This window comes from Paenibacillus pini JCM 16418 (assembly GCF_000576305.1).
Classification (GTDB): domain Bacteria; phylum Bacillota; class Bacilli; order Paenibacillales; family Paenibacillaceae; genus Paenibacillus_AQ; species Paenibacillus_AQ pini.
This window is the reverse complement of the sequence record NZ_BAVZ01000004.1, coordinates 358,849-378,586: the sequence shown is the minus strand read 5'-3', so window position 1 is coordinate 378,586 and position 19,738 is coordinate 358,849. Positions and strand designations below refer to the sequence as shown.

Here is a 19,738-nt window from a genome sequence, read left to right as displayed (position 1 = left end):
CCCCTGTAAGGGCATCTTTTTTATTAGTCAAAAATAACACTACTCCGTGGTCGTATAAACATCATTCCGATTTATAGATTTCACGCATGACATGACGCAATTCAGGGACAATAATCTTTTCCATTGCTAATCTAACTGCTCCGGTTGAGCCAGGGATGGAAAAAACAGCCGTGCTATTAACAGTTCCGGCGATAGCTCTGCTTAATATCGCCGCTGCACCGATATCTTCGGTATAGCTTAAATATCGAAATATTTCTCCGAACCCGGGTAGCGTTTTATCTAATAGAGATGAAACTGCCTCATACGTAGTGTCTCTAGGTGAAATACCTGTTCCTCCTGTGAGAATAATAGCTTCCACTTCGGTAGTTCCAGAAGCCTCATGAATAAGCTCACGTATTCCTTCATAATCGTCCTGAACAATTACATATTTAACGACGTTAAAGCCTCCTGCTTCAAGTATGGTTTGAATTAGGGAGCCTCCTGCGTCCGTTTCTTGGGTACGTGTATCGGACACGGTAATAATCATGCAATTTACAGTAGATGGTCCTTGACTGCGGTGTTCGTCTACTGATTTCATCATACATATCATCCTCCTATAACCATAAGCAATGTTAATTATTCTAGCATAGTACATTCGTGCATAGCATTCAAACTGCAACCATTTTAAAAGCAAATAAATGAATACAGACATTGTTGCAGCGTTCACGCTGCTGTAGTAAACTTTGCTAACCAATACAATATGTAATTGAAAGCAACTGGAGGCACTAACATGAAGCAAATAACACCCATTTATATTTTGTCGGGATTTTTGGGAAGTGGAAAGACAACGCTGCTGCAAAAGCTTATTGATTTCTGGCAAGAACAAGACCTATTGCCTGCTGTGATCATGAACGAGATTGGTGATGTGAACTTGGATGTTCTGCTAGTGAAGGAGCAGGTACCAATGACGGAGATGCTTAGTGGCTGCATTTGCTGTACAAGCCGTGGAGACCTTAGCTCTGAAATTGCGAATCTCATTCATAAGGATTCACCAGACGTGATTGTCGTTGAAGCAACCGGCGTTGCAAATCCGCTGGAGATCCTAGACGGGGTAACGGAAGCCGCGCTTTATCTCAAGATCGATTTAAAAGGGCTGATTACTGTTGTCGATTCAGAACATCTTCTGCAGCTATACCGTGAGCAGGGAGGGAAAACCTATCGACTAATGCAGGAGCAAATTCGTTGTGCATCCGTTCTGCTTCTGAACAAGATCGACAGGGTCCGTGCAGAGGAAGTAGATACCTTGAATACGATTGTAGCGAGCTGGAATAGCTATGCGCCGGTGATCCCGTCAGTGAAATGTGATGTGGACATCTTATCTATGTTAGGTAACATGCGCGCTGAGCTACCAGTGGCAGGCTCTTCGTTATCACAATCAGAGCATCTTCATGCTTCACATGATCATGTGATGGTGTACACGCATTATTTTAACGAGGCCGTAGATAGTGAGGCATTCGAAGAACTCATAGCCAACCTTCCGCGAGAAGTTTACCGTGCCAAGGGGATTCTGACTTTTAGCGATACCAATAGTCGATTCTTATTCCAATATGCTTTCCGTGAACCGGACTTTTTGAAGATTAATCCACAGGGTGATGTGCCAGATGTTGCTGTATTTATTGGGGAACATTTTTCCCGTTCATCCCTTGCAGATGCTTTAAGAGCACTCGAGAATAGTAAAACATAGGTCTAAAGGTTTAGATAGATACCTTTTTATTCCTCGTTTCTAGGTCTTCCTTTATGGTTAATAGAAGAACAGAGAGTTATTCGAAACCCATTAATGTGGAGGTTAATACAATGAACCAAGATCAGCAATATCAGGAATGTATAGAAGCCAGTTTAGACTGCATGAATGCTTGCAATATTTGTTATGTTTCCAGCTTAAAAGAATATGATTTAGCAATGTTACGTGAATGTATTCGTTTAAATCGTGAGTGTGCGGATATTTGTGATTTGGCAGCTCAATCCATGCAGCGGAATAGCCCTTTCCTGAAGGAAATTTGTGAGCTATGTATTCTGGCTTGTGATGCTTGTGCCGCTGAATGTGGTAAGCATGAACATGATCACTGTAAAGCTTGTGCCGAAGCATGCCGCAAATGTGCAGACACTTGCCGCCAAATGTTAGTGGTTGCTTAATATAGAGCAGCACTGACTACATAAGAAATATACAAAACCGCTATATAGTTAGCGGTTTTTTTGTGTTGTAAGGTTATGAACTTACATAAAATAGTTTGTTAAATTGTGGGTTTGAGTTGTCGAATATTAGGGTATTTATCTGTGTTTGGGAGATACCATTAGCTAGAGACTTTATAGTATAGAAAGGGGAAACATTATGAATTCTACAGAATCTAAGAAATCATCTACATTTGTACCTTACATACCTGCTTCTAGATCATTACCTGAGCTTACTCTTCTATCCGTTATTTTGGGAATTATTCTTGCCGTTGTATTCGCAGCAGCTAATGCCTACTTGGGACTAAAAATAGGTTTAACCGTTAGTGCGTCCATTCCCGCTGCGGTTATCTCATTAGGAGTTCTGCGCGGGGTTTTCAAACGTAAATCGATTCTCGAAAATAATATTGTTCAGACGATGACAACTGCTGGAGAAGCCGTCGCTGCAGGAGCGATATTCACCTTACCAGCACTGTATATGTGGAAACAAGTTCCTGGTATGGGGACAGTCACATTTATTGTACTAGTGGGTGGTTTTCTAGGTGTAGCCATGATGGTTCCCCTGCGACGCCTGCTTATTGTAAATGAACATGAAACATTACCTTACCCAGAAGGCACGGCTTGTGCAGAAGTGCTTAAATCTGGTGAAACGGGCGGTAAGAACGCCAAAATGGTCGTCTACGGATTTTTAGCTGGTGGCTTAGTTAAGGCTATGGGGGATGGCTTTAAATGGTTCAAAACAGAAATAGAGACAGGGATATACCGATTCAAAAATGCTGTTATTGGATTGGATGCATATCCTGCATTACTCGGGGTAGGATACATTATTGGTCCTCGAATCTCTGGTCAAATGCTGGCGGGTGGCATACTGACCTGGATCGTGCTGATCCCTATGATCGGATTCTTCGGTAGTGGAAATCCGACTGCACTTATTCCGGCGGACATGCTATATCTAAGCTTGATGCTTGGGGGATTTGGGAAGGATATATCCGCTATATAGGTGCCGGAGCCGTAGCAGCGGGTGGTTTAATTACGCTAGTCAAAACGATACCGATGCTTTTCAGTTCATTAGCAGCAACACTCGCAAGTATGCGGAAAAATCAGAGTCAAAAGCTGGAACTGGATAGAACGCAACGTGATATTCCTGCATTTTGGGTAACTGTAATGATTGCATTGATCATTATCATCATTGCTTTTGCGCCTTTAACAGATGTAGGCATCATTGGAGCTATCGCTATAACGGTCTTCGGATTTCTGTTTGTAACCGTTGCATCCAGAATTGTTGGTCTTGTGGGGAGTTCGTCTTCTCCTGTTTCTGGAATGACAATTGCCACGTTATTAATCGTTACGGTCATTTTTCGTTTAACGGGATTGACAGGGATGACTGGAATGATTGCCTCGCTTACAGTCGGAGCTATAGTGTGTGTAGCGTTAGCCGTAGCAGGTGATATTTCACAGGATCTCAAAACAGGATATCTCGTGGGAGGCACGCCTTGGAAGCAGCAAGTTGCGATGATGATTGGGGTACTGGTCTCAGGACTAGTCATTGGGTTCATATTATCTGTACTTAACGAGAGTTACGGACTGGGCTCACAAGAGTTACCCGCACCTAAAGCTGTACTTATGAAATTAATTGTTGAAGGAATTATGTCGAATAATCTGCCTTGGGATTTAATATTTATTGGAGCGGCATCGGCCGTTGTCTTTGAATTTCTGGGACTTAATTCTTTAACGGTTGCGGTAGGTATTTACTTACCTATTCACGTTAGTACACCTATTATGATCGGTGGTATAGTACGCTGGTTTGTAGAATGGCGTTCACGCAAAAATCCTGATTTGCTAAAAGCAAGGGTTGAGACAGGTACTCTCGTAGCTTCCGGATTAATTGCTGGCGAATCGCTTATCGGAGTCATCATTGCCATACTGATCTGGCTGAATGTACCCATTCCAGGAAATGTATTCATTACAAACAATTGGTTACCGCTAGTTATCTTCTTGTTAGTTGTGATCATGCTTACATGGATTACTTTGAAACAGAAGACAGTGCCAGCAGCATCCTCGAGAAGGGAGGTGTAGACTTATGTTTGGAAACAATCGTAAGCCTAAGCAGAAAGAAGAATTGTACAACCTTCTGGAGATGAAGCCTGTACTTAAAGAGCATATCGGATTGAAAAAGGATGAGGAGCGGGTTACATTACTGCTGCCTAGACGCAGCTGGCTTGAAAAACAATCCGTAAAATTTCTACGCCAGCCTGCCGTTGTCCAAGTACATTTGGATCCCCTAGGAAGTGAATTTATAGATTCTTGCAATGGTCAACTAACTGTACGTGATATTGCCGATCGTATATATAATAAATATGGAGAAGAGGCCGAACCGCTTCTTCCTCGGATTACGAAATTCATAGAAATACTTGAGATAAACGATTGGTTGACATGGTCACCTCATGATAATTCTGGTAAGTATCAACCAACTCAGGCTTCGAATGGAATATAAATTTTCAGCCAAATAGGTTGCTTTCTCATACTTACACCTATATAATGTTGGAAAATCAATCGTCTTTGATCGGGAGAGTAATGAGGTTTACGTGTATTGAATAGAGAGTCGGATTAGGTGAAAGCCGGCATACACTAACTACATGAAGCGCACCCGGGAGATGGTCTTTCCAACAGCATTCGTTTTATGAATGGTTCAGTAGATAGACCCGGCTAACCTTCGTTATGGGTAATGAAGTGAAATGCAATGGTATATACCTAGCATTTACTTAGAGTGGTACCGCGGGAATATAGCTCTCGTCTCTATTTAGAGACGAGGGCTTTTTTGTCTTTTTTATTCGTTATACATAAAGAGGGGATGAGTCCAGATGTTAATCCAAGCTTCAATCCAAGCACTTCAGTCACATGTTCCACTAAACGAGCAGCAGATCGAGGATTTGCTAGAAATACCTCCAAACGCAAATATGGGCGATATTGCTTTTCCATGCTTTCAATTGTCTAAAATGTTAAAGAAATCACCTGTTCAAATCGCGCAGGAGCTGGCGAAGCAGGTTACGAGCAGTGAAATACAAGCTGAAGCTGCGGGACCTTATGTGAATTTGCGTTTCAATCGGTATTATTTTTCTGAGCAAATACTCGAGGAACTTTCGACGAAGGGGTGGTCTGTGCCCAATTTGGGTCAAGGCGACCGAGTTGTTATTGATATGTCCTCACCGAACATAGCTAAGCCATTTGGGATTGGACATTTACGCTCGACCATTATTGGAGCGGCTCTGTATAAAATGTATCAATTGACTGGATATGAAGTGATAAGCGTCAATCATATCGGGGATTGGGGTACACAATTCGGTAAACAAATTACAGCGTTTAAACGTTGGGGGGATGAAAAGGCGCTTCAAGATGATCCGATTGCGGAATCTCTCAAACTGTATGTTCGTTTCCACGAAGAAGCTGAGCAGGACGCTTCGCTTGATCCGGAAGCGCGTGATTGGTTTCGTAAGCTTGAAGCTGGTGATGAAGAAGCTGTGCGCCTATGGACTTATTTTGTCCAAGTGAGTATGGAGGAATTTAACCGCATGTACGAGCGACTTAACATTCAATTTGACTACACACTAGGTGAGAGCTTCTATAATGATAAGATGGGAGCCGTAGTTGAATCCTTACAAAATAAAGGTTTACTTGAAGAAAGCGATGGTGCACTTGTCGTACGATTAGACGAACAAGGGATGCCACCTTGTCTCATCCTGAAAAAGGATGGAACAACTATTTATCCAACACGTGACTTGGCGACAGCGTTCTACCGTCATGATGTCATGAAGGCAGATCGCATATTATATGTTGTTGGCAAAGAACAAACGCTCCATTTTGAACAAGTCTTTGCCGTATTAAAAAAAATGGAAGCTGCATGGGTGGAGAAGTGTACTCATGTGGGTTTCGGACTCATGAAGTTTGAAGGGAAGAAAATGTCTACCCGGCGTGGTAAGATTGTCGTTCTTGAGGATGTACTAGATGAAGCGGCAGCACGTGCATTACAAACAATCGAGGATAAAAATACGGAACTTGAAAATAAACAAGAGGTAGCTGAAGCAATTGGACTCGGAGCGATTATATTCGGTGATCTTAAAAACAATCGAACAAACGAAGTAGACTTTTCACTTGAAGAAGCTTTGAATTTCGATGGAGAGACAGGACCTTATGTGCAATATACCTACGCTCGTACCCAAAGCATTCTTAGCAAGCATGCAGCTTCGGGTTACCAAGAGGATATCAAGCAATGTGAGCAAGAGGAATCTGAACTATTGGGGGACAGTGGATGGGAATTACTCAAGATATTAACCCGTTATGCTGAACAATTAGTTCGTGGAGTCCAAAAAAATGAGCCATCTGTACTTGCTAGATATGTGGTGGAAGTGGCACAAGCATTTAATAAATACTATAATAAAGAGAGAATTTTAACGGAAAATATGAAGCTTAGAGAAGCTAGACTTGCCCTTACCCAGTTGACGGGAGAGATCTTGTCTACAATACTGCATATTCTTGGCCTACAGACTCCAGAGCGCATGTAAACATTTTAACTTCAGGTTCAGGAGATTGCTTAAGCTTCTTATTGCTATATTCCATAATGAAGGGAAGAAGCAAAGAGCGACTGCGCTACTATGTATTGTTATTATCATATCGATTGCTTTCAAGACTTTGTTAGACAAGCTACCGGATCAACTAGTAGGGGTGCAATGGATCGTATCACCGGCATTCCATACAATGAATATGATGCTGAATGCCGATCATCTTCCAAGAAGTGATGTCTGGTTCTCAATTCTTTGTACGTTGATTTACGCGATGGTTCTTGGGTGCATCTATCTATATTTTGTCAGACAAAAGGATGCTCGGAACTAAAGGTATTTATATTATATAGGGAAAGTAAAAGTTCACATGACAGGAGTAAACCCATGATGCAGACGAATACACCAGGAAGTGAACAATCAAGAGAACTATTTGCCTACTTTGGCCTTGCTGTATATTATTCACAAGCCTTGGAGCAGCAGCTTGCTAATTTACTTTTGCTCATTAAGCTTTCTCAGGGTAAGGTACCCCTAGGCGAAGATGTTACTGAACATTATCAGCGTAAACTAAGCAATTCATTAGGACAACTAGTACAAGAAATCAAGCATTATTTCCCTTTTACAGAAGAAGAAACCCTCCAGCTTAAGGAAGTATGGAAGCAGCGCAACTATATTGTACATGATTATTTTAAAGAACGAATTCAAGAAACATTTAGTCCCGAAGGTAGGGCGGCGATGATTCATGAACTTTCAACGTTTCGTGATCAGGCTCAGGCTCTTGAACAAAAGCTTCAAAGACATGCTCATGAATTGTATGAAAAACTAGAATTAGATGAACGACATTCGAAGGATGTTAATCTGCATAATGAAGCATAATACTATAGATTAGAATGGATATATTTGAAACATTTATATCATGTTACCCGTCAGGATGGGTGGAGGTGATAGCTCATGAATTTTAAAGGAAAACTAGCTGTGATATTGATGATGATTGGTTCACTCCTGGCTGGATCGTATGTATTCGCATTATCGGACACTCACAACGAGGAGCCCGATAAGAATAAAAAAACGATGAAAATAGAAGGTGCTCAAATAAAGATCAATGCCACGAAATTACAAGCGAAGCCGCAAGAAGAAATTATTATCCAGATGGAAAAAGTAACGGATCAGATTAATAAAGTGAAACTGATACGTGAAAATATGCCGAATCCAGGTTATGGAATTGTTATGGACCGCATTGAGTTTACATCGACTAAGAAGGCCATTGCATATTATCATCTGGTGAGTCCTGATCCTAAGATGATGTACCCACAAGTGATATCCACAGCTAAAACATTTTTCTATATGGATAGCAGCATCGAAGTTAATGCTAAAGAAACGGTCTTACCTCCTCTACTAAAACTTCCTGACACAAATCGCAAATAAGTAGTATAAAATTAATGAACTCCTCCTATCTTCTACATGCAGGAAGATAGGAGGAGTATTTATGATGATAATCAAAGATCATAAACAGTGTAAAAGTATCATTTTTAGTTGTTGAGGCAAATAGTAATCTCCTATTGCAACCGTTTACAATAAAGCAAGGGAGGGAAGAAAATGACACAGCTCGCAACTAATAAAACAATCAAACATGTAAAGAAAAAGCGAGGAGTCTTCCAGCGGTTAATTAAACAGTGGGATATTCAGCTTATGGTCATTCCGGCACTACTATTAATATTTGTGTTTTCGTATGTGCCAATGTATGGGTTATTAATCGCTTTTCAGGACTACAACATTTTTACAGGTTTTCTGGACAGTCCTTGGGTAGGATTTAAGCATTTTTCAATGTTTTTTCATTCACCTGAATTTTGGACGGTTATCAACAACACCATTATTATCAGTTTATTGAAATTCTGTATTGGGTTTCCGGCTCCAATTATTCTCGCGCTTATGCTGAATGAAGTTAAGAACCTCTTCTTTAAAAGAATTATTCAGACAGTCAGCTATCTTCCACACTTTCTATCATGGGTTATTGTAGCAGGTTTTGCGATGTCAATCCTGTCCACAGATAACGGAAGCTTGAATATATTGCTGCAGAAACTACATTTAATCACAGAACCTATCGGTTTCTTAGGTAAGGCTGAATATTTCTGGAGCATCATTGTTACGTCTACCGTATGGAAAGAGATTGGTTTTGGATCTATAGTCTATTTAGCAGCGATCGCTGGTGTCGATCCAAGTTTATATGAGGCAGCAGAAATGGATGGAGCAGGTAGAATTAAGAAGATATTCTTGATCACTATACCCTCAATATTACCAGTCATTTCAATCTTTATGATTCTGGCTATTGGTAATTTGCTGAGTGCTGGTTTTGAAGACATATTGCTATTGGGTACAAATCCGGTATTAACACAAGTTTCAAGCGTTATTGATACATATGTATATCGGGTCGGTATTAACAATCAGCGATTCTCTTATGCTGCAGCAGTTGGACTATTTAAAGCCGTGATTAGTGTAGGGCTCCTAACCTTCGCTAACATGTTTGCTAGAAGGTCTGGTAACAGTCTGTGGTAAGAGCTTTGAACATGCATATTAATCAGCAGAGGTTAGAGGAGGTCAAGATATTGTGAAAAGAGAAAGTTTAGGAGACAAGGTCTTTAGCACCGCTATATATATATTCCTTCTATTACTAGGATTTACTACATTCTATCCATTTTGGAATGCACTAGTCATTTCTTTTAATGACGGAATGGATACTGCCTTAGGCGGAATTACATTCTGGCCACGTACATGGTCACTAGAGAATTATTCAATTGTTTTTCAAGACAGTCGCATCATTAATGCGTTTATGATTAGTGTACTAAGAACCATTATTGGTACGATATTATCCATTTTATGTACATCTATTTTTGCTTACGGTATGACTAAGCGAGAATTAATTGGTCGCAACTTCTATATGGTTATGTGTGTAGTAACATTGTATTTTGGAGGCGGTTTAATTCCAACATTCCTCGTCATTCGTGGATTAGGATTAATGGATTCCTTCTGGGTTTTCATCATACCGAGTCTGGTGAGTGTATGGAATATGATTATATTTCGAACTTTTTTTATGGGTCTTCCAGGTGGCTTGGAAGAAGCGGCGAAAATTGATGGATGTGGGAATTGGTCAACATTTTTCCGTATCATTCTACCGCTATCTGGTCCAGTAATAGCTACATTAAGTTTATTTACTGCTATTGCCCATTGGAATGAGTGGTTCCTGCCAACAATCTACATCACAAACGAAAAGTTGTTACCGATCCAGTCTATGTTGCAACAAATTTTGTCAACCAACATTAGCTCCCAACAATTAAGCCAATTAGATTCGGCAGCACAGGCAAGGTTGAATAGTTCCAAGAGCTTTACTACAAAATCTTTGTCTATGGCTACGATGATGGTAGCAACGCTGCCGATCATTATGGTATATCCATTCGTACAAAAGTACTTTGTTAAGGGTGTTTTAGTAGGTTCGATTAAAGAATAGGTTTTAGAGCATTAGCTTTAAACATAAATTGAAATTGGGGAAAAGGGGTTATTTAGAATGAAAAATTGGAGAAGATCGTTGATCGTATCACTGGTTTTCCTGTGTGCGACGTCAACAGCGCTAACGGGTTGTGGAAGTGGCGATACAAAGACAACAGATGCACCAAAAGTGGTAGATAAGGAAAATGGCAAAGATCCTGCAAAAGGTACTGAAGGCGAAGCATTTGTACTTGGTAGTGAACCGCTTGAATTTACTTTATATGGTAACTATGATTGGTATACCATGCCTAAAGGTGGGACGAAGGAAGTAAAGCCATTCAAGATTCAAAGAAAGTTACCATTAATGCTATCAATTCAGGTGGTAGTCAAAAGCAAAAAATGAATACCATGATTGCTTCTAAAGAATTACCTGATGTGATTTGGGGCGACCGTGGCGCTGATGTAGAACGTCTCAGAGCTGCTGGAATGTTGGTACCACTTGATGATTATTTAGATAAATATCCTAACCTTAAGAAATGGGCAGGAGACTCCACGCTAAACATGCTTCGCTCTAGCGATGGTAAGCTATATCAAATTCCGAACTGGTATACATCACAACCAGCAGGTAACGCAGGTTATCTATTAAATAAGAAGATTTATGAAGAATTGGGTAAACCTAAGCTTGAAACTACTGACGATTTCTACAATTACTTAAAGAGTGTAAAAGCTAAATATCCAAATATCATTCCATTTGATCCAGATTTAGCAAAAGATGGTCAAGGACTTGACGTGCTTTATGGAGCTTTTGGAGAGAACCATCCACAGTCTTATTTGAGTGAAAGAGCAGTACCTAATGGTGATAAATTAACATCTATTTTCTTAGATCCAGTGTTCCGTGAATCCACACAATTCGCTTCTAAATTATTCCGTGAGAAGCTGATGGCACAAGATGCATTCACGCAAACAACAGATCAACTTAAAGAAAAAGCTAATAATGGGCGCTTTGCTGTTGCAGCAGGTTCAAGTCCAACTGAATACGGAAGTAAGGGCGATGCAGAGCTGAAGAAGAAAGATCCAACGGCTGGTTATGAAATGATTTGGCCAATTCACAAAGAAGGTTTGGATAAGAACAAAATTTACGCAGGTGTTTACAATCAGTTAGGTTGGAATGTCTCTGTAATTACAAAGTCCGCTAAAGATCCTGAGAAAATCTTTGCTTTCATGGATTGGTTAACTGGACCTGAAGGAAGCCGTGCAATCATGTGGGGACCTGAGGGCGTTCTCTGGAAAGGCTTAGACGAGGAAGGATACCCTAAATTTACAAGTACCTACTCAGACGATCATGAAAGAACTTCTAAAATGATGGATCCAATGGTTAACCTGCAATTTGACGGAAATACGGCTTACATTGACAAAGCTAAGATGAAGTTTGAATCACAACTTCCTGCTGAGAAACAAAACTGGGAAACACGTTACCAATCTTCTATCACATGGAAAACCGTATACAATGCTACAGAGTTTGTTAATTTAAGACCAGCACCAGAATCAGAAGAGGGAATTATTGCTCAAAATGTAGAAACAATCTATCTTGAAGCAAGAGCTAAAGCAGTATATGCGAAGAGTGATGAAGAAGTATTAAGTATTCTTGATAAGGCTGATCAGGATGCTAAAGCTGTAGGTTACGACAAGCTTCTAGAGTATAAAACGAAAAAATGGCAAGAAAACTTAGTGAAAATCGGAAGTAAATAATAATAATATGTTACTCTAGTAATACACTTAATAAACGCTCGCCGTCCCTTGGGACGGCGTATGCGTTTTTCTTGACTCTTTAATTTACTTGATCTGGAGATGATTTCATGTATAAAGTTCTGATTGTAGACGATGAAATCCTTGATCTGGAAGGTATGCGTACGTTTATACCTTGGACTGAACTGGGGCTTGAAGTAGTAGGAGCAGTCAATAATGGATTTGACGCGATAGGTTTTATAGAAAGCCAACATATTGATATTTTAGTTACAGACGTGCATATGCCAGGTATGTCTGGGCTTGAACTTGCGAAGAAATCATTAGAACTCTCAAATCACATTAAGATTGTTTTTGTAAGTGGGTATCAGGATTTCAATTATGTGAAACAGGCAATTTCTTTGAATGCCTACAGCTATGTACTTAAACCTATGGATGATAACGAATTAATCGGTGTACTCATTAAGATAAAGGGTGAACTTGATGATGAGAAAATCCGCTATAATACAGAGGAAGCCTATCGACAAATTGCCAAAAACGAATATATGCTTCAGCTTTTAGAAGGTGTTATCAATGATGATACGATAGATATTCTACTTCATAACTATGGTTTGAACCAAATTGCTTGGCCAGCAAAAGCAGCTGTGCTAGAGATTGATGATTTAAGCTGGAAGCTTGAAAAATTGGATGAGCATGTGAAACAGGAATGGTTTAATCATTTCTATGAATCTGTGGTGACCGTGTTTAAGCAAATAGAAATTCGTCATATGTGTCGAACGTCTAAACAACGCATTTTTTTATTAGCGGAAAGTAGAATCCAAGTCGATGATTTAAAATCGCTCATCTCAGAAATACATACAATGCATCCTTTTACTGTAACGATTGGGTTAGGACATGAAGCCAATGATTTATATGAGTTGCGACATTCCTATGGGAAGGCACTTACTGCGTTAGAATATAAATTAATTCTTGGTAAGGGCAAAGTGATAGAACAAAATGCATTAGAGTATTCGGATGCTGAAGACATTATCAATACGGACATTCCTCTGGAACCTCTTTTTAACGCTATTCTCAATTATCAGTTGGTAACAATAAGCGATGAGATAGATCGGTTGTTTATATCGGCAGCGAACCTACGTTCCAAGTTTAAAATACAATTTTTTGTAATGCATGTACTAATGCGTCTAGATAGTTATTTAAAATCAATTAATGAAAATTTAGTAGCCGCTATACAAATGGACACGAATAAGCCAGATATTGTGCTACAATATGAAACAATCAATGATATTCGTTCATGGTTACGATATCGCTTATTTGCTGCGGCAGAAATTATCCAAAGCAAGAAGCAGAAGAAGAGTGCGAAGCTTGTAGATGAAATGATACGTTATGTGAAAGATCAGTTGCATGATAATGTGACACTGAAGGAAGTAGCAGATTACTTGTCATTCTCTCCTAACTATTTGGGTTCTCTTTTCAAAGAGGTCACAGGAACTAATTTTAGTGAATATGTTATTGCTTTACGCATGGAAAAAGCGGGTGAACTGCTTAAAGATCCTCGGATTAAAATTTATGAAGTAGCTGATCGAGTGGGATATAGGTATATGCCTTATTTTAGTCGTCAGTTCAAAGAAGTGTTTGGGATGACGCCCGGCGAGTTCAGGAGAAAAATTTAAGTATGATTAGAAGAAGAAAGAATGATTCTGTAAAATCTAAATTTTTACCTTTTGGTATGAAATTATTTATTTCTTATTTGATTCTGATTATTATACCTATATTTATTTTTGGTTATATTGCTAACACAATTTTAGTGGATTCATATCGTAAGCAAATGAATAATAATTTAGCCGGAACCTTGCAGCAAATTCAAGATAATATCATGTACAAGCTTGAAGATACTCAGCGTATTACTGATCTGCTATATTTCGATGAAAAACTACCTATTCAGCTGCAAAGTTACGAGGAAGGCTGGGTTAACTACCAGATAACTAAAGATTATCTCCTACCTAAATTTAGGCAGGTTCTAGATTCAACTAATCGAGAGACTTGGCTCACGGTGTTTTTGGTAGATGAGAAATTTCCTGAAATATACAATGTGTTCAATAATGTAGATCCTTTGAAGATCAAAGGTAGGTTCTTTGATGTTAGATATGTACGTAGTATTGAGAATAAGCAATGGTATAGGAACTTTCCTGAAGAAGATTATAGTAAAACCATGCAATGGAGACAGATTGAAGATGATGCTGAATATGGTAGAATATCACTTCTTCGTAGACTGGTAGATACCAAGAAACCCACGAATTTGAAAACGGTAGGTTTTATGCGCGTCAGTGTTTATCTATCTGATATTTTTCAAAGTGTAGATTACAATAAGATGGGCACGGGAAGTGTCCTCTTAATCACAGGCGCAGATAATCGGGTTCTGTATGCTTCAGGTAAAAATTCACCAATGTACGGTTCAAATTGGGACAAAATCAATGTGAAAGACCACGCCGTTATTAGTAAACAGTTACAAACGGAAGAGTGGAAGCTCTCGGCATTAGTCCCGAATACAATTATTGAGCGTGAGACTCGTAAAATTAATATTCTTACACTGGTGATTTGTTTTATGAGTTTTATCGTTATTTCAATTGTGGCATTTGGGGTATCACGATTCTTTTCGACACGGGTATCTAAAGTAGTATCTGTACTGAGATTATTTCAACAAGGAGATTTTCATAAACGAGTCCACTATCGTGGTAAGGATGAGTTTTCAATGATTGCTACCTCTCTCAATAAGCTAGGGGAACAGACCGAGCATTTAATTGAGGAAGTGTACGTCACTAAATTAAAGAAGAAAGAAGCAGAATTGGAAATACTGCAGGCGCAGATCAATCCGCATTTTCTCTATAATACGTTGTCCTCCATTAGCCGATTAGCGAAGTTTGGTGAGGTTGATAAACAACATCAGATGGTCATGAATTTAGCGAAGTTTTATAGACTTTCTTTGAATGAAGGTCAATCCATTATTTCCATCTATAAGGAACTGGAACAAGTTCAGGCCTACATTGATATCCAGCAAGTTAAGTATGGAGATCGTATGAATGTACAATTCGATGTTGATTCAGATATCGTCAGCTTTATGACGGTTAAACTTATATTGCAGCCATTTATAGAGAATGTCCTCGAGCATGCTTGGTGTGGTGATCGAATTCATATCCGTGTAACGGGAAGAATGACTGAGGATTGTATTATATTCCAAGTCATGGACGACGGAAATGGCATGTCCAGTGATATGGTGAATATTCTCTCGGATCCCCATATGGAAGCGAACAGAGGGTATGGTACTCGTAATGTAAACGATCGTTTGCAGCTTCATTATGGTAAGGATTATGGTGTTACCCTCCACAGTCTTTTGGGGATAGGTACGACGGTCACCATCCGTATTCCGAAGCATCGTCGCCAGACACCGAAGTCCCGTGAGATGAAATAATGATAACTAACGATTACGATAGATGGTGTATTGAAGCAGTCCATTGAAGGTCAACTTCTCCATAGAAATTTGATAATAACTGATTTTCATGAATTGGTGTATAAAAATAACCCACTATCGTATACGATAGTGGGTTATTTTTATTTTTAGCTTTTACTATAACGAATTGGTATTAGATTATGCTAGTGTTGGAGATGCCATAGAGACAGAGGGAACTGTTTCTGATTCAGCAGAGGTGGTTGTTCCGACCTGTAGCTGATACATTTGATAGTATCGGCCTTGATGTTGCATAAGCTCATCATGATTGCCGCGTTCAACAATTTCGCCTCGATGTAGAACAAGGATCTGGTCAGCATTACGAATTGTAGACAGCCGGTGAGCGATAATAAACGTCGTACGCCCCTTCTTAAGCACCTCTAACGCAGATTGAATCATGCTCTCGGTTTCGGTATCAATATTGGCGGTAGCTTCATCGAGAATAAGAATGGCTGGGTCGAAAGCGAGCGCCCTAGCGAAGGATATCAGCTGACGCTGGCCTGCAGACAGCGTACTTCCTTTCTCAACTACAGGCTCATCAAAGCCCTGTGGGAGATGGGCAAGGATACGGTCTGCCCCGACATCTTGCAGTGCTTTGTCGACTTGTTCACGAGTGATTTTGTCATCGCCCAAGCTGACGTTAGAAGCAATGGTACCTGTGAACAAATATGGATCTTGCAAAACGATACCCATGTGATGGCGTATCCATTGTTTAGGTAGATCTTTTACATCTTGCCCATCAATACGAATTTGACCTTTCTGTGGATCGTAGAACCTGAACAGTAGGTTGATGATGGAGCTTTTACCTGAACCAGTATGACCTACCAGTGCCACGGTTTGCCCCTGTTCTGCTTCAAAATTAATGTTCTTCAGAACATAGTCTTTATTGTAAGCGAAGGATACGTCCTTAAACTGAACATTACCTTTATAACGTGGCATTTCCCCATCCGTAACAGCTTCACCTTCCTCATCCATTAGCGTGAAGACACGACCTGCTGAGACCATAGATGAATCAAGCGCAGCAAGCTGGTTGACCATGCCTGTAATCGGTTGGAATAAACGCCCAAGAACATCTACGAATGCGTACAGTACACCAATGGATACTGCGGCGCCACCCATCAGTGTACCGAAACCGAAATAGGTGAGAATGACTGCAAAAGAGAAGCTACGCAATACATTGACAAGGTTATGTGTAGTGAAGGCATTCAGATTTAACATTTTGTTCTGATGTTTTAAATAATCTTCATTTAACGATTCAAATTCTTCGTTCGTTTGCTTCTGACGACGGAAGACACGAATGATAGACATACCTTGAATGGATTCATTAATAATGGCATTAATTTCGCTCAGACGCGAACGGATAATCGTGTTATAGCGTGTCGCAAATTTGCGGTAGAGAATAATCCAGACAATAAGTAAAGGAACGACAAACAGACAGACCAGCCCGAGTCGTAAATCGAGCATGAATAATGCGATATACACGCCGATGATATAGATGAATCCTGAACTAAAGTTGGAGAGAACGGCAACGAATAAATCTTTTACCGCTTCGGTATCATTCGTTATACGTGAAACTACCTTACCTGCGGGTAATGTATCAAAGAAATATACAGGCAGGCGCTGAATATGGGAATACACATCAGTACGTAGCTTTTGAATGACTTTGTTTGCTGATGATTGAAGCCAGTAGGTTTTGCCGAACTCTGTAAATATACTGATGATCAGGAATATACAGTATAGTCCAACTAGCTTGAGAATACCTGGAATCTCTAGTTTATAAAAAGAGTACAATTCATTTGCTGACAACTTCGTAGCAGGATAGGTCTCCTGCTTATCACCATGTTTAATCGTAAATTGACCATCTGCAAACTTACGGTCACCATTCGGATTCACCACAGCTTCTGGGATAAAAATAAAGCTTCTTCCCGTTTGCAGAATACGAACTTCTTGACCCTTTGACTCATTGGCTTCAAAACGATCTCCTCGTTTGTACAAATGACCTTGGTAAGAAACCGCATTGCTGGCTTGCGTCGTTTCAAAATAGGGCTTCTCAATACCAAGCATATGATCATCAATCATGTTCTTAGCGATAAAAGGTCCAGCGAGCTCAGCAGCTACGCCGATTGAAAGTGCGATAAACGCAGCAATAAAGATACCTTTAGCTGTAAGGGCATATTGAAACAGCCGTTTAGCTGTTTTTGGATTAGGATTAGGAGTCATTGGATGACACCTCCTCAGTGGACAAATTATTTTCAACTTGCTGGCGTTCAAATTGCTCACGGTACCATCCGCCTTTGGCAAGCAGTTCAGTGTGGGTACCTTCCTCTGTAATGCTTCCATCCTCAAGTACAATGATCCAATCCGCATGCTCGATGGCAGAGAGACGGTGTGTGGAAATCAGCGTTGTTTTATCTGCGCGCTGCTCACGAATATTCTCAATGATCCTTGCCTCTGTGCGGGCATCTACTGCGGATAGGGCATCATCAAGTACTAGAATTTCTGGTTCTGAAATGAATGCTCTAGCTAACGACACGCGCTGCTTCTGACCTCCAGAAAGGGATACACCTTTCTCACCTACAAGCGTATCAAGTCCGTCAGACAGTGTGTGCAGATCATTATCAAATGCGGCTGTTGCTATAGCATCCATAATGATTTCGTCGTCGGCGTTATTTTTACCGAATTGGATATTCTCACGAACGGATTTCGAGAACAGGATCTGTTCCTGTGGAACGTACCCGATCCAGCTATGCAGTTGATCCTTAGCGATGAGTTCGATAGGAACATTCGAAAGCATGATCTCCCCAGTTCCAGTGGGATATTCGTGTAAAAGTTGCTTGAGTAGCGTAGATTTACCGCTGCCTGTTCGGCCTACGACTCCAAGAGTCTGGCTCGATGTAGCTTAAGGTTAACCTGTTTTAAATTGTCTATTGTTGAAGTGGGATAGCGGAATGTAACATTATGCATTTCAATCGTCTCGGGCTGACTGACATGTGAGGGATGAGGTACATCCTGAACATCAGGTATAACAGACAATATTTCATTGACACGGTCAAGGGAGGCGTTTCCTCGCTGCATAACATTAATCAACTCACCAATGGCAAACATAGGCCAAATCATCATCCCTAGGTACATGTTAAACGATACGAGATCCCCTAGAGTGATTTGATTCTTAAAGACCAAATAGACGCCAAAGGCAAGACCAATGATATAACTTAGACCGACACAAAGCCTTATGGTTGGCTCAAAAAGAGCATCTAGCTTGGCAACATGCATATTTTTGCGATACACATCATCTGTGATTTGTTGAAACCGCTTCTCATCGGATCTCTCTTGTACATATGCGCGGATAACCCGGACGCCTGCTACCGATTCAAGAACCTGATCATTCATATCGCCAAATGCATCTTGAGCCGCCGTGTAACGTTCATGAATAACTTTGCCATATATTTTCATCGCGAGTGCAATAAATGGCAATGGTAGAATAGCGGCGAGAGTCAGCTTCCAGCTAATTAGAAAACCCATAGCCAGCAGAACGACGCTCAAATAGGCAGTGGAGTCCGTCATAACTAGCATGCCGAATCCAGCAGTGTTAGCTACTGCCCGCAAATCGTTAGTTGCCCTTGCCATCAGATCGCCTGTACGGTTGCGTTCAAAGAAAGGAGGGGTCATTCTAAGAAGGTGATTCATGTAGCGAGAACGTAAAATTCGTTCTACCAAATTTGCTCCTCCAAACAATTTATGCATCCATATGTAGGTGAAGATATAAATCACGATTAACGTCACTACAATTAATACAATATACTTTGTAAGAGATTCCCATGTTATGGAGCCACGGACGATCTCATCAATGGCATTACCAAGCAGCCTTGGAGGAAACAACTCTCCCACTCCACATAGGATCAGCATGATCAAGCCAATGAGGTAACGCTTTTTTTCTTGACGGAAAAACCATCCTAGATTTTTTAGTACGGAAAACAAATCTTTCACTTCCTCTCAAGTCTTATGTATCGCCGGCTAAACGAAGTTACATCACTGAACATAAAAAAGGCATATCATCCGATCACGGATGATATGCCTAAAATTCCTCATATACTATGCGTACGGTTCGTAGTAAGCAACCGCCGCGCAGGATGGTAAAATTCAATGGGTGTAAGAACATAAAACGGTTACTTGCAATCTCCGTTCCAAGGTTCCACCAGCAGGGTTGCTCCAATATTCAATTGTTGTGCGCGATGATAATGAAATTGAT

Annotated in this window: 13 protein-coding genes, 3 pseudogenes and 1 other annotated feature; of the genes and pseudogenes, 13 read left to right on the top strand and 3 right to left on the bottom strand. The window is 40.3% G+C overall.

Features of this window, described 5'->3' with window-relative positions; all coding sequences use genetic code 11:
- Nucleotides 1-61: 61 nt before the first annotated feature.
- Entirely contained in the window at nt 62-577 is a 516-nt protein-coding gene (locus JCM16418_RS08920) for a MogA/MoaB family molybdenum cofactor biosynthesis protein (protein WP_036647865.1), read from the bottom strand.
- Nucleotides 578-769: 192 nt separating this feature from the next.
- On the opposite strand from JCM16418_RS08920, the gene JCM16418_RS08915 reads away from it, so the two are divergent.
- From JCM16418_RS08915 to JCM16418_RS08855, 13 genes and pseudogenes are all read left to right on the top strand, one after another.
- Nucleotides 770-1,723: a CobW family GTP-binding protein gene (locus JCM16418_RS08915; RefSeq protein ID WP_036647746.1), complete on the top strand. Its 954-nt coding sequence runs from the start codon at nt 770-772 to the stop codon at nt 1,721-1,723.
- Nucleotides 1,724-1,833: 110 nt separating this feature from the next.
- A complete protein-coding gene (locus JCM16418_RS08910; protein WP_036647743.1) occupies nt 1,834-2,172 on the top strand; it encodes a four-helix bundle copper-binding protein in 339 nt (112 codons plus the stop codon).
- Nucleotides 2,173-2,368: 196 nt separating this feature from the next.
- A pseudogene (locus JCM16418_RS08905) lies at nt 2,369-4,284 on the top strand (OPT family oligopeptide transporter).
- Nucleotides 4,285-4,288: 4 nt separating this feature from the next.
- Nucleotides 4,289-4,702: a PqqD family protein gene (locus JCM16418_RS08900; protein WP_242403759.1), complete on the top strand. Its 414-nt coding sequence runs from the start codon at nt 4,289-4,291 to the stop codon at nt 4,700-4,702.
- Nucleotides 4,703-4,758: 56 nt separating this feature from the next.
- Nucleotides 4,759-5,009, top strand: a binding site (T-box leader).
- A gap of 60 nt (nt 5,010-5,069) precedes the next feature.
- Nucleotides 5,070-6,767 carry an arginine--tRNA ligase gene (gene argS, locus JCM16418_RS08895; protein WP_036647742.1) on the top strand — a complete coding sequence of 566 codons (1,698 nt, stop codon included), beginning with the start codon at nt 5,070-5,072 and terminating at the stop codon, nt 6,765-6,767.
- A gap of 25 nt (nt 6,768-6,792) precedes the next feature.
- Nucleotides 6,793-7,095, top strand: a complete 303-nt coding sequence (locus JCM16418_RS08890) for a hypothetical protein (protein WP_036647740.1) — start codon at nt 6,793-6,795, stop codon at nt 7,093-7,095.
- Between the two features lie 53 nt (nt 7,096-7,148).
- A complete protein-coding gene (locus JCM16418_RS08885; RefSeq protein ID WP_052020150.1) occupies nt 7,149-7,637 on the top strand; it encodes a hypothetical protein in 489 nt (162 codons plus the stop codon).
- Between the two features lie 75 nt (nt 7,638-7,712).
- On the top strand, nt 7,713-8,186 hold the full coding sequence (locus JCM16418_RS08880; protein WP_036647739.1) for a hypothetical protein: 474 nt from the start codon (nt 7,713-7,715) through the stop codon (nt 8,184-8,186).
- 264 nt (nt 8,187-8,450) lie between these two features.
- Nucleotides 8,451-9,314: an ABC transporter permease gene (locus tag JCM16418_RS08875; protein ID WP_242403761.1), complete on the top strand. Its 864-nt coding sequence runs from the start codon at nt 8,451-8,453 to the stop codon at nt 9,312-9,314.
- Nucleotides 9,315-9,366: 52 nt separating this feature from the next.
- Entirely contained in the window at nt 9,367-10,263 is an 897-nt protein-coding gene (locus tag JCM16418_RS08870; protein WP_036647733.1) for a carbohydrate ABC transporter permease, read from the top strand.
- Nucleotides 10,264-10,320: 57 nt separating this feature from the next.
- Nucleotides 10,321-11,990 (top strand): annotated as a pseudogene (locus JCM16418_RS08865) (extracellular solute-binding protein).
- A 107-nt stretch (nt 11,991-12,097) separates the two neighbouring features.
- Nucleotides 12,098-13,657, top strand: coding sequence for a response regulator (locus JCM16418_RS08860; RefSeq protein WP_036647731.1), 1,560 nt, complete (start codon nt 12,098-12,100; stop codon nt 13,655-13,657).
- Nucleotides 13,658-13,659: 2 nt separating this feature from the next.
- A complete protein-coding gene (locus JCM16418_RS08855) occupies nt 13,660-15,453 on the top strand; it encodes a sensor histidine kinase (protein WP_036647729.1) in 1,794 nt (597 codons plus the stop codon).
- 177 nt (nt 15,454-15,630) lie between these two features.
- On the opposite strand, the gene JCM16418_RS08850 is transcribed toward JCM16418_RS08855, so the two are convergent.
- Both JCM16418_RS08850 and JCM16418_RS08845 read right to left on the bottom strand, forming a co-directional pair.
- Nucleotides 15,631-17,709 carry an ABC transporter ATP-binding protein gene (locus tag JCM16418_RS08850; protein ID WP_036647727.1) on the bottom strand — a complete coding sequence of 693 codons (2,079 nt, stop codon included), beginning with the start codon at nt 17,707-17,709 and terminating at the stop codon, nt 15,631-15,633.
- Nucleotides 17,699-19,467, bottom strand: a pseudogene (locus JCM16418_RS08845) (ABC transporter ATP-binding protein). The gene JCM16418_RS08850 and the pseudogene JCM16418_RS08845 overlap by 11 nt, the downstream one beginning before the upstream one ends.
- Nucleotides 19,468-19,738: the final 271 nt, after the last annotated feature.

Coding starts and splice junctions, on each gene's coding strand:
- JCM16418_RS08920 (WP_036647865.1), bottom strand. CDS start 577: ATGAAATCAGTAGACGAACACCGCAGTCAAGGACCATCTACTGTAAAT.
- JCM16418_RS08915 (WP_036647746.1), top strand. CDS start 770: ATGAAGCAAATAACACCCATTTATATTTTGTCGGGATTTTTGGGAAGT.
- JCM16418_RS08910 (WP_036647743.1), top strand. CDS start 1,834: ATGAACCAAGATCAGCAATATCAGGAATGTATAGAAGCCAGTTTAGAC.
- JCM16418_RS08900 (WP_242403759.1), top strand. CDS start 4,289: ATGTTTGGAAACAATCGTAAGCCTAAGCAGAAAGAAGAATTGTACAAC.
- argS (WP_036647742.1), top strand. CDS start 5,070: ATGTTAATCCAAGCTTCAATCCAAGCACTTCAGTCACATGTTCCACTA.
- JCM16418_RS08885 (WP_052020150.1), top strand. CDS start 7,149: ATGATGCAGACGAATACACCAGGAAGTGAACAATCAAGAGAACTATTT.
- JCM16418_RS08880 (WP_036647739.1), top strand. CDS start 7,713: ATGAATTTTAAAGGAAAACTAGCTGTGATATTGATGATGATTGGTTCA.
- JCM16418_RS08875 (WP_242403761.1), top strand. CDS start 8,451: ATGGTCATTCCGGCACTACTATTAATATTTGTGTTTTCGTATGTGCCA.
- JCM16418_RS08860 (WP_036647731.1), top strand. CDS start 12,098: ATGTATAAAGTTCTGATTGTAGACGATGAAATCCTTGATCTGGAAGGT.
- JCM16418_RS08855 (WP_036647729.1), top strand. CDS start 13,660: ATGATTAGAAGAAGAAAGAATGATTCTGTAAAATCTAAATTTTTACCT.
- JCM16418_RS08850 (WP_036647727.1), bottom strand. CDS start 17,709: ATGACTCCTAATCCTAATCCAAAAACAGCTAAACGGCTGTTTCAATAT.